The sequence below is a fragment of the Kitasatospora sp. NPDC059146 genome (assembly GCF_042786665.1).
Taxonomy (GTDB): Bacteria; Actinomycetota; Actinomycetes; order Streptomycetales; family Streptomycetaceae; genus Kitasatospora.
The window spans coordinates 13,841-28,427 of record NZ_JBHZCY010000121.1; the positions used below are offsets into that span (position 1 = coordinate 13,841).

The window sequence follows — 14,587 nt, forward strand, 5'->3', positions numbered from 1 at the left end:
GCGACGTAAGGTGGCTCCGTCGTGGCGGCCGATCGGGGGAGCGGAAGTGGCAACCAGCAGGTGGGGTGTGCGGGCCGGCCGGGCACCGGCCCCGACCGGAGTGCAGCAGGTCATCGCCGAGGCACTGGCCGAGCACCTGCCCGGCGGTGTGCGCCGGGGTGAACTCGACCGTGGCGGACGGGCGTTGCGCTGGCTGGAGGCAGGGCCCGGCGCGGTGCCAGTGCCGGAGCCGGGCGACGGTCCGGGGTCGGGCTCCGGGCCGGGTGGCGGTGTGCCGGTCGTCCTGGTCACCGGGATGGGCACCAGCTCGCTCACCTGGGCCCCGCTGCTGCCCGAACTCGCCGGGTGGGCCAGGGTCGTGGCGTACGACCGGGCCGGGCTCGGCGCCAGCGAACCCGACCGCTCCCCGGCCCCGACCCTGGCCGCGCAGGTCGCGGACCTGGCCGCGCTGGTCCGGCACCTGGACGCAGGGCCGTCACCCGAGGTACCGGTCACCGTGCTGAGCGCGACGCTGGGGCTGCCCCGAGGGCTGCGGGCCCGCTTCACCGCCGCGCAGGCGCGGATCACGGCCGGTGCCGCCCTCGGCGTTCACCTGGTGGTGCCCGGGGCCGGGCACGCCGTCCACCAGGACCGGCCGGGGGTGGTCGCCGAGGCCGTCCGGGCCGTGTCCCGGCAGGTCCGAATCGCCCGGAAGGCCTGACTTCCCGGGGCAATCCCCCTCCTCACAGCGGCTGCTGGGCCCGCGGCACGCTCTGGCACACTGTGTGCCGACGACCCGGCGGGGAGGGTCATGACACCTGGGGGCAGGGGAGATGAGTAGCGCGGGCACCGTGCTCGGCGGGCGGTACACGCTGGTCGAGAAGGTCGGCGGCGGGGGGATGGGGTCGGTCTGGCGGGCCGAGGACGGGGTGCTGGCCCGGCCGGTCGCCGTGAAGATCCTCCGCGCGGACCTGTTCGAGGACGGCACCGGCCTCCAGCGGTTCCGCCGTGAGGCCCAGCTGGTCGCCGCGGTCGACCACCCCGGCATCGTGGGCGTGCACGACTACGGGGAGAGCGGCGGGGACGGCGACGACGCCCGCTGCGCCTACATCGTGATGGACCTGATCGAGGGCCGGCCGCTGGACCGGGTGCTCGAGGACGACGGTCCGATGAGCGCCGAGCGGGCGCTGCGCCTGCTCGCCGACGCCCTGGACGCGCTGCACGCCGCCCACCGGCGGGGGATCGTGCACCGTGACCTCAAGCCCTCCAACCTGATGGTGCGCGAGGACGGCGGGGTGGTGATCACCGACTTCGGCATCGCCCGGGCCGTCGCCAGCACCAAGCTCACCGCGCCGTACGCGGTCATCGGCACCGCGGCCTACATGTCCCCCGAGCAGGCCTCGGGGGAGACCACCGGCCCGGCCTCCGACCTGTACTCGATCGGCGTGGTCGGCTACGAGCTGCTCGTCGGGCGTGTGCCGTACCAGGGCGAGGGGCCGCTGCAGGTCGCGCTCAAGCACGTCAACCAGCCGGTACCGGAGTTGCCGGAGACCTTCCCGGCGGCGGTCCGGGCGCTGATCGCCACCGCGCTGGCCAAGCAGCCCGAGGACCGCTTCGAGAGCGCCGCCGGGATGGCGGCGGCGGCCCGGGTGGCGATCGGGCTGCCGGGGGCGGCCCGGAAGGCTGCGGACAGCGGGACGGTCGACCTCCGGGCGGACGCCGGTGCGGCCCCGGCGGGCGGTGCGGCCCCGGCGGGCGGTGCGGCGCCCGGTGCTGCGCCCGCTGACCCGGCCGGTGCGGCTCCTGGTGCCGCGGACGCCGCCGCAGTCGTCCCGGCGGGGGCCGCTGTCGGCGCCGCACCAGCCGCTCCGGAGCAGTTGGTGCGGACGGACCCGCAGGCGGAGACCGAGCCGGGCCGACGCCGCTCGCGCCGTACCCTGCTGCTCCCGGTGGTCGTCCCGATCGTGATCTCGATGGGCACGGCGACGGTGCTGCTGGTCGACCGCGGCCCCGGCCGGTCCGACGCGGCCGTGCCGCCCGCCGCCCAGCCCACTGTGGTGGTGACGGTCCCGGCGGCCCCGGCCGCCACCACCCCGGCCGCAACCACCTCCGGACCCGTCACGCCGTCACCGACCGACACCCCGTCGGCCGCCCCGAGCGCCGACCAGCAGGCCACCGTCGGCTGGGCGCCGCCCGGCACCCAACTGCCCGTACCCGTACCGGCCCAGGGCGGCGGCGGAAGCGGCGGCGCCCAGGGGCGCGGCGGCTCGAACCCCGGTGGCGGCGCGGCCGCCGGAGGGGCTTCGGGTGGCCAGCCCGCCGGCGGGGGGACGGCGGCGGACCAGCCGCCGTCCAAGCCCGGCAACCCGGCCTCCCAGGGCGGCGGTTCAGGCGGCTCGGGCAGTTCGGGCGGTTCGGGCGGTTCGTCGGCGGGTGGGAACCCGCCCGCCCCGCCGGCGGCCGGCCGCCCCGCGTCCTGCGGCGGCAGCAGCTGGAGCACCATCGTCAGCGTCAAGGACGGCCGCCCGATCGGGATGCGCAGCGACAACCTCAACGGCGACAACCCGATCGTCCTCGGCGGCGCCTCGCAGTACGGCTGGGTGCGCGCCACCGACCCGGGCAACTGGATCCTGTTCAACGCCTGCAACAACGGCGGCCCCCAGCTCGTCCAGACCATGGACGGCAAGGTCGTGCTGAGCAACGGTTTCAGCTTCCTGACCCGGTGGACGGTCCGCAACGGCAGCACCCCGGGCTCGTACACGCTGGGCGACTACCAGAACCAGTCGTGCATGACGGACAACGGCCCCGGCAACGAGCTCACCATGGTCGCGTGCACACCCGGGAACACGGCGCAGGAGTGGAGGCTGCAGTGACGGACGCAACGAGCGGCGCGGCGAGCGGTGCAACGAGCGGCGCGGCGACGGACGGCGCGGCGACGGACGGGGTGACCGGGAGCGGTGAAGTGGTGCTCTACTGGCGCCCCTTGTGCACCTACTGCATGAAGCTGCGGTTCGGGCTGCTCTTCACCCGCCTGCGGTACAGCCGCCGCTTCACCCGGGTCGACATCTGGAAGGACCCGGACGCGGCCGCCTACGTGCGCTCGGTCGCGGACGGCAACGAGACCGTGCCGACGGTGCGGGTGGCCGGCCGTCCGATGGTGAACCCCTCGTTGCGTCAACTGCTGGCCGCCGCACGGGAGTACGGCGCGTAGGCGGCCGGTCACCGGGGCGCCGGTCCTATCAGGCCGTCGCCCCGGCGGGCAAGGGCGTTCGATGGCGGGACCTCGCCAATGGGGCGTCAAGGGTGTGTATGGAAACTTCTACAAGGATGTAAAAGCCGATCGGCCGGTCATCGGTATTGACACCCCGGCCGGTGGTCGGTGACCGATCCGCTGTCGGCGCAGGCGGTCGGGCCTGGTTCGGATCGGAACCCCCTGCAAGGCCGCTCGCATTGCCCCGGTTTGACCGCCTTTTGAATCCCTTTACCAACTGGCGGGACCTGGCCAATCACTGATGCAGACCTGTCAATTCATCTGTTGGATTGTCATGCTTCTGGTCACCCCCCAGCGGTAGCCCCCACCCCCACCCCTCGGTGGCAAGCCGCTCGACCGCACGGGGTTCCTGCACGTCAGCGCCCGCTCCGCCCCACAGGTGCCGACCCCGGCCCCCGGAGCGTGGTGCGACCGCGCCCAGACGCGGTTTCCCGGAAGGACTCTTACGTTGAAGCGTAAGCTCGCTGCTGTCGCCGTGCTCTCGGCCACGGCCATGCTGACCGGTGTCATCCAGGTGGCCACCACCGCCCAGGCCGCCCCCGCGGCCCCGTCGCTGCAGGCGCAGGCCGCCTCGCAGCACGCGGCCGTGCTCGCCGTGGCCAACGGCCAGTCCGCCCCGCTCGCCCAGGTGCTCGGCCTCGGCGGCCAGGAGAAGCTGGTGGCCAAGGACGCCGTCGTCGACCAGGACGGCACCAAGCACCTGCGCTTCGAGCGCACCTACGCCGGCCTTCCGGTGATCGGTGGCGACCTGGTCGTCCACCAGAAGTCCGACGGTGGCGTGAAGTCGGTCGACAAGGCCGTCTCCGCCCGGATCGCGCTGCCGAGCCTGACCCCGAAGATCCCCGCGGACAAGGCCGCCGACCAGGCCGCCGGCACGGTCAAGGCCACCATCGGCCAGACCATCGACGCCGACCAGGCCCCGATCACCGGCGTCCACCAGGTCGGCAAGGCCGAGCTGGTCGTCTGGGCCACCGACGGCAACCCGCGCCTGGCCTACCGGACCACCGTCGAGGGCGTGCGCGCCGACGGCACCCCGAGCGCCCAGATCCTGGTCACCGACGCGGCCGACGGCAAGGTCCTCTCCACCCACGAGAAGATCGAGACCGCCACCGGCACCGGCAACGGCATCTTCGTCGGCCAGGTCTCCCTCAACACCAACCAGAACGGCTCGCAGTTCGAGCTCAAGGACACCAGCCGCGGCGGCCAGTCCACCACGGACATGAGCAACAGCGAGTCGGGCAGCGGGTCGCTGTTCGCCAACCCGAGCAACAGCTTCGGCGACGGCACCAACAACAGCCGCGAATCCGCCGCCGTGGACGCCCAGTTCGGCGCCGCCACCACCTGGGACTTCTACAAGAACACCTTCGGCCGCAACGGCATCCGCAACGACGGCGTCGGCGCCCTCAGCCGGGTCCACTACGGCTCCAACTACGTCAACGCGTTCTGGAGCGACGACTGCTTCTGCATGTCGTACGGCGACGGCAACAACAACAGCGCCCCGCTCACCGAACTCGACGTGGCCGGCCACGAGATGAGCCACGGCGTCACCGCGGCGACCGCCAACCTGAACTACTCGGGAGAGTCCGGCGGCCTCAACGAGGCCACCTCCGACATCATGGGCACCATGGTGGAGTGGTACGCGAACCTGCCCGCCAACCCGCCGAACTACCAGATCGGCGAGCTCATCAACATCAACGGCGACGGCAAGCCGCTGCGCTACATGGACCAGCCGAGCCAGGACGGCAACTCGGCCGACTACTGGGACGCCAACGTCGGCAACCTGGACGTGCACTTCTCGTCCGGCGTGGCCAACCACTTCTTCTACCTGCTGTCCGAGGGCAGCGGCGCGAAGACGATCAACGGGTTCAACTACAACAGCCCGACGGCGGACGGCTCCTCGCTCGCCGGCATCGGCCGGGACAAGGCCGCGCAGATCTGGTACAAGGCGCTGACCGCGTACTTCACCTCGACGACCGACTACGCGGGCGCCCGTGTGGCCACCCTGAGCGCGGCGTCGGACCTGTACGGCGCCAACAGCGCCGAGTACAACGCGGTCGCGGCCACCTGGACCGCGGTCAACGTCAACTGACTCGGGCCTGAGCCGGGTCGGGCCTGAGTTGGGCAGGCCCGACCCGGGGCGCGTCCGAGCAGGTCCCGGTCGGACTGTGGGTGCCGAACGGCCGGGTCGGGCGGCGGGGGCGACGGTGTGCGGACCACCGTCGCCCCCGCCGTCGTGCGTGCGTGGCGGCGCTGCGGGGTGGCGCTGCGGGGCCCGGGTTCGGGTTCTGGCGTCGGGTGCGTCGGACGGCTGACGGGCGACAGACGACAGACGACAGGCGACAGGCGACAGCGAACAGATAACGGATGTCAGATAACAGATGTTGAAATCTGTCATCTGTTATCTGTTATCTGTTTGCTGTGATCTGTTCGCCGTGATCTGTCAGTCGCCGGCCGTCCGCCCCCACCCGCCGGCCGTCACGCCAGGTCCTTGCGGATCTGGTCCAGGATCAGCCCGGCTCCGGTGTAGCCGATGCCGAGCATCCAGAGGCTGTCGTCCACCTGGTACACCCGGCCGGTGCGGACGGCGTCGATGTTCTTCCACAGCGCTCCCTCGGTGATCCGGGCCCGGTCGGACTTCGCCGCGTCCCCGTACACCGAGTAGAAGATGACGTCGGCCGCCGCCTGGTCCACCTGCTCGGGGCTGATCTCCAGTGAGAACCCCGGCTTGCCCTGGTTGGCCGGGCGGCCGAGCCCGAGGTCCTTGAACAGTGAGCCGACGAAGGTGTCGTCGAGGTAGAGCCGGGTGGGCGCGCCGGCCAGGAAGCGGGCCATCTCGACCCGGGTGGCCGCTGCCTTGGCCGGCCCGCCCAGTGCGGTCACGAGGTCCCGGACCTTGGTCCGGTACGCCGCGTCCGCCGTCTCGGCCTCGGTCGCGCGCCCCATCGCCTCAGCGTGCAGCTGGACGTTCTCCTTCCAGGTCGGGCCGGTGGTCCTGGACAGTACGGTCGGAGCGATCCTGGAGAGCTGGTCGTACCGCTTGTCGTCGCGGACCTGGTTGCTGAGGATGAGGTCCGGCCGCAGCGCCGCGATCGCCTCCAGGTTGGGCTGGCCGATCGCGCCGACCGCCTTCGTCCCGGCCAGCCGCTCGGCGGGGAGGTACCCGGGGAAGGGCGCGCCCTCGCTGACGGTGGTGGCGCCGACCGGGCTCAGCCCGAGGGTGACCACCGAGTCGAGGGCGTCGGTGTCCAGGGCCACCACCCGCGCGGCCCGGTCCGGTACGGTGCTCGTGCCGCGCGCGTGCTGGACGGTACGGGTGCCGCCGGAGCCGGTCGGACCGCCGCCCGGCGTGGGGGAGTCGGCCCCGCAGGCGGCGAGCGCGAGGCCCGGGGCGAGCCCGGCGGCGAGGCCGAGTGCCGTGCGGCGACTGAGAGTTCGGCGGTCGGGGGTTCGACGGCCGAGGGTGCGGGGCATCGGCGGCTCCTCAACGGACTGACGGGGCGCGGAAATCCCTGCCCGCCCAGCCGACCCGCTACGCCTCGGAGTCGTACTCCCGTCGCTGGCGCAGCAGTTCGGCGTACTCGGCCCGCACCCGGCGGTCCATCGCGAGGGTGAACTGCGCGTCGGCGACGGTGCGGGCGAGCGGCCGTACCCGCAGGATGCGTTCGGTGAGCCGGGCCGCCTCGCCCGGCGCCAGCGGGGTGTCGGCGGAGAGCACGCTGAGCAGGTGGTCGCTGACCACGTCGATGAAGATCTCGGCGATGGCGTCGACGTGCTCCCGGGTGCGCCGGCTGGCGTCCAGGACGGCCGAGAGCGGTACGCCCTCGGCGACCAGCTCGGTGGTGGCGTCCATCAGCCGGCGGCTGACGTGGGTGATCCCGTCCTCCTCGACGGTGATGTAGCCCTGGGCGATCGATTCGGCGGTGTTCTCCTCGGTGAGCTGGTCCCCGAAGGCGGCTTTGAGCTCCTCCCACTCCAGGCGCACCGGGGTCTCGTCCGACCAGGGGGCGACGATCGCGGCTTCGAGCCCGATCAGCTCGGCGACGTCCCGCCCGCTCTCGCCGGCGCCGATCAGTTCGGCGATCCCGCCCAGGGTGTGGCCGCGGTCGAGCAGTTCGCCGATCATCCGCAGCCGGGTCAGGTGCTCCTCGCCGTACCAGGCGATCCGGCCCTCCTTGCGGGGTGGTGGGAGCAGCTTGCGCTCACGGTAGAAGCGCAGGGTGCGGGTGGTGATCCCGGCCGCTTCGGCCAGTTCCTCCACCCGGTACTCGCGTTTTCTGTCGCCCGCAGCAGCTCTGACCTTGTCCACGGCGATCAGCATAGGTCCGTCACGTCGGCGGCGGGCCCTGGGGGAAGTCCGGGGACTTCCGGTGGATCCGGGCCGTCGTGCTTCTTCCATCCGGTGTCAGCAAGGACTACCCTGCCAACCATGCCAGTGATTACTGGCGCGATTGGCAGGGTTCCGGGGCACGGCCCCGGAGGTTTCCGAGGGCGCCGCCCCCGGAAGAGCGTGAAGACCACCGCCCCACCCTCAGGAGGAGGCCGCATGGCATCCAGCAGCAAGCGCCCCCGCCCCGGCGCGACCCCGGCGCCCGACCCCGGCGCCGCGACGGAGGCCGTACCGCACGTGCGGGTGGCCGTGATCGGCTCCGGCTTCGGCGGCCTCGGCGCGGCCGTCCGACTGCGCCGCGCCGGCATCACCGACTTCGTCGTCCTGGAGCGCGCGGACTCGGTCGGCGGCACCTGGCGCGACAACAGCTACCCCGGCTGCGCCTGCGACGTGCCCTCGCACCTCTACTCCTTCTCCTTCGCGCCCAACCCCGACTGGCCGCGCAGCTTCTCCGGCCAGCCCGACATCCGCGCCTACCTGGAGAAGGTCGCCACCGTCTTCGGGATACGCCCCCACCTGCGCTTCAACGCCGAGGTGCTGGAGGCCCGTTGGGAGGCCGAGCAGACCCGCTGGCGGATCACCACCGCGGCCGGCCAGTGGACCGCCGACGCCGTCGTCTCCGCCGCCGGACCGCTCGCCGACCCGCAGATCCCCGACCTGCCCGGCCTGAGCGCCTTCCCCGGCAAGGTCTTCCACTCCTCCCGCTGGGACCACGACTTCGACCTGGCCGGCAAGCGGGTGGCGATGGTCGGCACCGGCGCCTCCGCCGCCCAGATCATCCCGTCGATCCAGCCGAAGGTCGGCAAGCTGACCGTCTTCCAGCGCACCCCCGCCTGGGTCCTGCCGCGCCGCGACCGCGAGATCAGCCAGCTGGAGAAATGGCTGCACGGCCGGCTGCCGGTCACCGCCAAGATCCGCCGCGGCACCCTGTTCGCGCTCCGCGAGATGCAGGTCGACGCCTTCGTGCGCCGCCCCGGGCTGCTGCGCGTCGTCCAGCAGCTCGCCGAACGCCACATCGCCCAGGGCGTCGCGGACCCGGCGCTGCGCGCCAGGCTCACCCCGGACTACCGGATCGGCTGCAAGCGCATCCTGCTCAGCAACACCTACTACCCGGCGCTCGCCGCGGCCAACACCGAGGTCGTCTCCTCCGGCCTGCGCGAACTGCGCGGCTCCACCCTGGTGGCCGCCGACGGCAGCGAGCACGAGGTCGACGCCATCGTCTTCGGCACCGGCTTCCACGTCACCGACATGCCCGTCGGAGCCCGGGTGTTCGGCGCGAACGGGACCAGCCTGGCCGAGGAGTGGAAGGACGGGATGGAGGCGCTGCGCGGCTCGGCCGTGCACGGCTTCCCGAACCTCTTCTTCGTGATCGGCCCCAACACCGGCCTCGGCAACAGCTCGATGATCCTCATGATCGAGTCCCAACTGAACTACATGATCGACGCGTTGACCACGCTCGACACGGTGGGCGCCGCCGCCATGCAGCCCACCGTCCGGGCCCAGCGGCAGTGGAACCTGGAACTCCAGCACCGGATGGACCGCACCGTCTGGACCACCGGCGGCTGCCGCAGCTGGTACCTGGACCCGAGCGGCAAGAACACCGTGCTCTGGCCCGGTTCCACGACCTCCTTCCGCCGCGCCACCCGCAAGGTCGACCTGGGCGAGTACGAGCTGATCATGCGCACCGGGCCGAGGACCACCCGTTCCGCCGCTTCCACCGCCGCCCAGGAGGCCACCGCGTGAGCACCGTCCAGCTCCCCGCCGAGTACGTCCAGCCCACGCCCGTCGAGGAGTTGAGCATCCGATCGGCGGACGGCATCCGACTGCACGTCGAGGTGCACGGCCAACCCGGCGCTCCCACCGTGGTGCTGTCCCACGGCTGGACCTGCTCGACCGCCTTCTGGGCCCCGGTGATCCGCGAACTCTCCGACCGCTACCGGCTGGTGGCCTACGACCAGCGCGGCCACGGGCAGAGCGAGATCCCGCCCAGCCGGGCCCGCTACTCCACCCGGGCACTCGCCGAGGACCTGGCCGCCGTGCTCGCGCGGACCGTCCCGGCGGGGGAGCGGGCCGTGCTGGCCGGGCACAGCATGGGGGGCATGACCATCATGGCCGCCGGCGGCCGCCCCGAGGTCGCCGAGCGCACCGCCGCGAACGTCCTGATCTCCACCGGCCCGGCCGACCTGGTCGCCGAACTCACCGTCCTGCCGGACGGCCTGCGCGCCCCGCGTCTGCGGCGCTTCCTGCACCGGCAGCTGCTGCGCTCCCGGATGCCGCTCGGGCCGGTCTCGGGAGTGAGTCGGGCCGCGCTCAAGTACGCGACCATGGGGCCGGGTTCACCTGCCGGGCAGGTCGAGGCGACGGCCCGGATCGTGCACGCCTGCCCGGCCGCGGTCCGCTACCACTGGGCCGGAGTGCTCGACCGGCTGGACGTACGGGCCGGGCTCGGCCGGATCACCGCCCCCACCGCCGTGGTGGCGGGCACCGCGGACCGGCTCACCCCGCCGGTGCACGCCCACCGGATGGTCGCCGAACTCGCCGACCCGCAGGGGCTGTTGCTGCTGCCCGGGGTCGGTCACATGGCGCCGCTGGAGCGTCCGGTGGAGGTCGCGGCCGAGATCCACCGGATGGCCTCCGCCCACCTGGCGGGTGCACCCACCGGGACCGCTTCCGTGCCCGCCCCCGCTCCTGCCGTCGACCCTGCTCCCGCCGTCGATCCCGCCGTCGATCCCGCCGTCGAGAGGACCACCGTCGCATGAATGCCATTCCGCCGCTGTCCGCGCAGGTCGTGGTGGTCACCGGGGCCGCCCGTGGAGTCGGCGCGTCGCTGGCCCGGAAGCTGGCCCGGCGCGGGGCCAAGGTCGCGCTACTGGGCCTGGAACCCGAGGAGTTGAAGGCCGTCGCGGCGCAGTGCGGCGCCGCAGCCACGGCGTGGGAGGTGGACGTCACCGATCTGGAGGCGCTTGCTGACACCGCCGAGCGGATCAAGGAGCACTACGGGCGGATCGACACCGTGGTCGCCAACGCCGGGATCGCGATCGGCGGACCGCTCGCCGACAGCGACCACCGGGCGTTCAGCCGGGTGATCGAGGTCAATCTGCTCGGCAGCGTCGCCACCGCGCGGGCCTTCCTGCCGGTCCTCACCGAGAGCCGCGGCTACCTGCTGCAGATCGCCTCGCTCGCCGCGCTCACGCCCGCACCGCTGATGAGCGCCTACTGCGCCAGCAAGTCCGGGGTGGAGGCCTTCGCCCACTCGATCCGCGCCGAGGTCGCCTACCAGGGCGTCAAGGTCGGTGTGGGGTACCTGAGTTGGACCGACACCGACATGGTGCGCGGTGCCGACGAGGACGCCGTGCTCAAGCAGATGCGCAGCCGGCTGCCGTGGCCGGCCAACAAGACGTACCCGCTGGAGCCGGCCGTGGACCGGATCGTCGCCGGGATCGCCCGGCGCTCGGCCCATGTGTACGCCCAGGCGTGGCTGCGCGGGATGCAGCCGGTGCGCTGGCTGCTGCCGAGCCTGATCGCCGTGGTCGGCTCCCGCGACGTCGCCAAGCTCGCCCCGCAGCTCGCGGCCACCGCCGCCTCCCGCCTGCGCGCGGTCGGGGCCGGCGGCGCGGCTGACACCGCGGTGCGGAGGGAGCGGACGGGGCGGGGGACTGACGGCTGACAGCGAACAGCTGACAACTGACAGATGACGGATAACAGATGACGGATAACAACTTTCGAAATCTGTCATCTGTCAGTTGTCACCCGCCACCCTCACCCGCCCCCGCGATCCCCGCCAGCACCCCCAGCGCCCACCCCAGCACCGGCAACGGCGGCGAGGCCAGCCCCACCCGCACCGCGGACGGCGTGCTCCGCGGGTCCACCGCGAAGGCAGCCGCGGGTGTGACCGAGATGCCCGCCCGGGCGGCCGCGGCGACGAAGGTCTCCGCCCGCCAGGCCCCCGGCAGCTCCCACCACAGGTAGTACGAGCACGGGTCCGCCCGCAGCCGCTGTCCGGCGAGCACCTCCCGGGCCAGCGTCTGCCGGGCGGTCGCGTCCGCCCGCTTCGCCGCCGCCACCGCGGTCGGTGTCCCGTCCCCGATCCAGCGCACCGCCGCCTCCAGTGCGAAGCCGTTCGGCGTCCACCCGCCGGCCCGCAGCGCCCCCGCGACCCGCTCGCGCAGCGCGTCCGGGACGACCGCGACCCCGGTGGTCAGTCCGGGGGCGAGCCGCTTGGAGAGGCTGTCGACCAGCACCGTCCGCTCGGGCGCCAGCGCGGCGAGCGGAGCCGACCCGGGCCGTAGGAAGGACCAGATCGCGTCCTCGACCACCGGCAGGTCCAGTCGGCGCAGTTCCCCGGCCAGGGCCGCCGCCCGCTCGGGCGGCAGGCTGGTGCCGAGCGGGTTGTGCAGCCGGGGCTGGACGTACACCGCGCTGAGCGGCGCCGCGCGGTGGGCCGCCGCCAGGGCGTCGGGCCGCAGCCCGTGCTCGTCGACCGCGAGCGGCACCAGCCGGATGCCCAGCTGCCCGGCCACGGCCTTGACCACCGGGTAGGTCAGCGCCTCGACCCCCAGTCGCCGCCCGGGCGGCACCAGCGCGGCGAGCGCCCCCGCGACCGCCTGCCGCCCGTTGCCCGCGAACAGCAGCTCCCCGGGGTCGGCGCCCCAGTCGCCCGCATCCGTCGACAGCAGGTCCGCGAAGGCCCGCCGGGCGGCCGCCGTCCCCGCCGCGCCGACCGGCCGCAGCGCCTCGCCGAGCGCGTCCGCCCGCAGCAGCGGCGCCAGTGCGGCGGCCAGCAGTTCGGACTGCCCGGGCACGGTGGGGTAGTTGAGCTCCAGGTCGATCGGCGCGTCGGCCGGTTCGGCGAGCGGGATCCGCCCGTCGTCGGCCGCCGTACCGCGCCCGGCCCGGACGAAGGTGCCCCGGCCGACCTCGCCGACGGTCAGCCCGCGCCGGGCGAGTTCGCGGTAGACCCGGCCGGCGGTCGAGGCGGCGATGCCCCGGCGGCGGGCGAAGGCCCGCTGGGTGGGCAGCTGCCCGCCGGGCCGTAGCCGTCCGGTCATGATGTCGGCGGCGACCTCGTCCGCGATCAGCCGGTAGTCGTCCATCGGTCCCCCACTCCTTCGCGCCCCGGGAGGCCGGGGGCTCATTGCACCGAGTGCAAAGCCATCATTGCATCGAGGCGGCTCCGCGCCCTAGCCTCCTCGCATGGACGAGCTGGATGCGTGGGACGCGTTGACATCCGCCGTGGACGGCCACGCCGTGCTCGGCATCGCCGCCGTGGCGCTGGGCATGGTGCTGTCGCCGGGACCGAACATGATCTACCTGGTGTCCCGCTCGATATCCCAGGGCCGCCGGGCCGGACTGGTCTCGCTGACGGGCGTCGCGACCGGTTTCCTGGTCTACCTGGTCGCGGTGACGGCCGGAGTGGCCGCGGTCTTCTCGGTCGTCCCCGCCCTCTACACCGGGATCAAGCTGGCCGGCGCCGGCTATCTGCTCTGGCTGGCCTGGAAGGCGGTCAAGCCCGGCGGTGCGGCGGTCTTCGCCCCGCAGCAGCTGCCGCCGGACCCGCCGCGCCGCCTGTTCGCGATGGGCTTCCTGACCTGCCTGCTCAATCCCAAGATCGCCATCGTGTACATCTCGCTGCTGCCCCAGTTCGTGGCGCCCGAGCGCGGCCACGTCGCCCTGCAGAGCCTGGTGCTGGGCCTGGTCCAGATCGTGATCGCGGTCACCGTGAACGGCCTGATCGCGATGACCGCGGGCGGCATCGCGGGCTTCCTGGGCCGCCGCCCGGCCTGGCTGCGCGTCCAGCGGTACGTGATGGGCACGGTGCTCGCCGGTCTGGCGGTGCACATCGCCGCCGACCGGGCCAAGGCGGTGGCCGTCTAGCCAGCCCGGGCAGCGGCCCGCAGCAGCTCGTACCCCGCCTGTACGAACCGTCCGTTGAGCGCGGGCGCGGTGTTGGCCAGCGCGGCGACGGCGGCCGGTCCCTGCGGCGCGAAGCCGACGAAGGCGGTGAACCCCCGGGTGCCGCCGGAGTGGAAGTAGAGGTCCCGCCCGCCCGACTGCCGGTGCATCCAGACCAGGCCGAGCCGGTCGGTCGAGTGCGGCAGCCGCAGCCTCAAGCGCTGGACGTCCCGCGCCGCTGCCCCCAACTCGCCGTCCGCCCCGTCGAGATGGAGCCTCAGGTAGCGCATCAGGTCGGCCCCGCTGGCCCGTACCGCGCCGGCGCCCGGGAGGCCGGGGATCCGCCAGGGCGGCAGCGCCCGCCCGCGCCGGTGTCCGACCGCCTGCCCCGGTGTGTCCGGTGCGCAGCCGGTGGAGCGCAGCCCCAGCGGTCGGCAGATCCGTTCGGCGAGCAGCTCCCCGTACGGCATCGCGGCGGTCTCGGCCAGGGCCCGGCCGAGGAGCGCGACTCCGTAGTTGGAGTACCCGTACCGGCTGCCCGGTCTGCCGCGTACGGTGGTTCGGGCCAGTCCGTCCCTCAACTGCTCGTCGCCGTACGCGGCGTAGGGGTTGCTGGACCAGGCCGGCGCGGCGCTCGCGAGCAGCCCCGGCGGTAGGCGGGGCAGGCCGGAGGTGTGGGTGGCCAGGTGCAGCAGGCGGATCGGTTCGGTGGAACGGACGCGCGCCGGGCGCCAGTGGGGCGGCAGCCGGTTCTCCACCGGGTCGTCCAGGGCGAGTTCACCGCGTACGGCCAGGTCGGCCAGCAGCAGCGCGGTGAAGGTCTTGGTCACCGAGCCGAGTTCGAAGACGGTGTCCGGGGTGCACGGCGGCGCGGTCGGCCGGTGCCCGAGCCGTCCGTGGCACCGGATCTCCTCCGCGCCCCCTCGTGCGACGGCGACGGTGACGGCGGTGGCATGCGGCCCGGCCGCCCGCACCGCCCGGGCGACCAGCGGGTCGAGTCCGGGGGCCGGGTTCACCCGGCCGCCGTGGTCGCGCCGAGCGCCCGGGCGAGCGTGATG

The 14,587-nt window shown here is 73.6% G+C and carries 12 protein-coding genes; 8 read left to right on the forward strand and 4 right to left on the reverse strand.

Annotated elements, in window-relative coordinates:
• Positions 1 to 46 precede the first annotated feature (46 nt).
• From ACFXPX_RS34890 to ACFXPX_RS34905, 4 genes are all read left to right on the forward strand, one after another.
• Positions 47 to 700: an alpha/beta fold hydrolase gene (locus ACFXPX_RS34890; RefSeq protein ID WP_380644473.1), complete on the forward strand. Its 654-nt coding sequence runs from the start codon at positions 47 to 49 to the stop codon at positions 698 to 700.
• 112 nt (positions 701 to 812) lie between these two features.
• Entirely contained in the window at positions 813 to 2,852 is a 2,040-nt protein-coding gene (locus ACFXPX_RS34895; RefSeq protein WP_380644474.1) for a serine/threonine-protein kinase, read from the forward strand.
• Positions 2,849 to 3,190, forward strand: coding sequence for a glutaredoxin domain-containing protein (locus ACFXPX_RS34900; RefSeq protein ID WP_380644476.1), 342 nt, complete (start codon positions 2,849 to 2,851; stop codon positions 3,188 to 3,190). Before ACFXPX_RS34895 ends, ACFXPX_RS34900 begins: the two co-directional genes overlap by 4 nt.
• Positions 3,191 to 3,743: 553 nt before the next feature.
• Positions 3,744 to 5,339 carry a M4 family metallopeptidase gene (locus ACFXPX_RS34905; RefSeq protein WP_380521142.1) on the forward strand — a complete coding sequence of 532 codons (1,596 nt, stop codon included), beginning with the start codon at positions 3,744 to 3,746 and terminating at the stop codon, positions 5,337 to 5,339.
• 386 nt (positions 5,340 to 5,725) lie between these two features.
• Here ACFXPX_RS34905 and ACFXPX_RS34910 read toward each other — a convergent pair whose 3' ends face one another.
• Both ACFXPX_RS34910 and ACFXPX_RS34915 read right to left on the reverse strand, forming a co-directional pair.
• Positions 5,726 to 6,721 (reverse strand): ABC transporter substrate-binding protein, encoded by a 996-nt coding sequence (locus tag ACFXPX_RS34910; RefSeq protein WP_380589893.1) that lies wholly within the window; start codon positions 6,719 to 6,721, stop codon positions 5,726 to 5,728.
• Between the two features lie 58 nt (positions 6,722 to 6,779).
• Positions 6,780 to 7,568 carry a MerR family transcriptional regulator gene (locus ACFXPX_RS34915; RefSeq protein WP_380589896.1) on the reverse strand — a complete coding sequence of 263 codons (789 nt, stop codon included), beginning with the start codon at positions 7,566 to 7,568 and terminating at the stop codon, positions 6,780 to 6,782.
• 225 nt (positions 7,569 to 7,793) lie between these two features.
• Between ACFXPX_RS34915 and ACFXPX_RS34920 the strand changes: the two genes are divergently transcribed.
• Genes ACFXPX_RS34920 through ACFXPX_RS34930 form a run of 3 tightly spaced genes read left to right on the forward strand, consistent with a single transcriptional unit; the run spans position 7,794 to position 11,304 of the window.
• A complete protein-coding gene (locus ACFXPX_RS34920; protein ID WP_380589899.1) occupies positions 7,794 to 9,380 on the forward strand; it encodes a flavin-containing monooxygenase in 1,587 nt (528 codons plus the stop codon).
• On the forward strand, positions 9,377 to 10,396 hold the full coding sequence (locus ACFXPX_RS34925) for an alpha/beta fold hydrolase (RefSeq protein WP_380644477.1): 1,020 nt from the start codon (positions 9,377 to 9,379) through the stop codon (positions 10,394 to 10,396). Before ACFXPX_RS34920 ends, ACFXPX_RS34925 begins: the two co-directional genes overlap by 4 nt.
• On the forward strand, positions 10,393 to 11,304 hold the full coding sequence (locus tag ACFXPX_RS34930) for an SDR family oxidoreductase (protein WP_380589905.1): 912 nt from the start codon (positions 10,393 to 10,395) through the stop codon (positions 11,302 to 11,304). The genes ACFXPX_RS34925 and ACFXPX_RS34930 overlap by 4 nt, the downstream gene beginning before the upstream one ends.
• A 79-nt stretch (positions 11,305 to 11,383) precedes the next feature.
• On the opposite strand, the gene ACFXPX_RS34935 is transcribed toward ACFXPX_RS34930, so the two are convergent.
• The gene (locus ACFXPX_RS34935) at positions 11,384 to 12,730 is read right to left on the reverse strand and encodes a PLP-dependent aminotransferase family protein (protein ID WP_380644478.1); all 1,347 of its coding nucleotides are present in this window, start codon (positions 12,728 to 12,730) and stop codon (positions 11,384 to 11,386) included.
• A gap of 100 nt (positions 12,731 to 12,830) precedes the next feature.
• On the opposite strand from ACFXPX_RS34935, the gene ACFXPX_RS34940 reads away from it, so the two are divergent.
• The gene (locus ACFXPX_RS34940; protein ID WP_380644479.1) at positions 12,831 to 13,511 is read left to right on the forward strand and encodes a LysE family translocator; all 681 of its coding nucleotides are present in this window, start codon (positions 12,831 to 12,833) and stop codon (positions 13,509 to 13,511) included.
• On the opposite strand, the gene ACFXPX_RS34945 is transcribed toward ACFXPX_RS34940, so the two are convergent.
• Positions 13,508 to 14,587 (reverse strand): serine hydrolase domain-containing protein (locus ACFXPX_RS34945; RefSeq protein WP_380644480.1); only part of this gene is annotated, 1,080 nt, incomplete at its 5' end. The genes ACFXPX_RS34940 and ACFXPX_RS34945 overlap by 4 nt on opposite strands.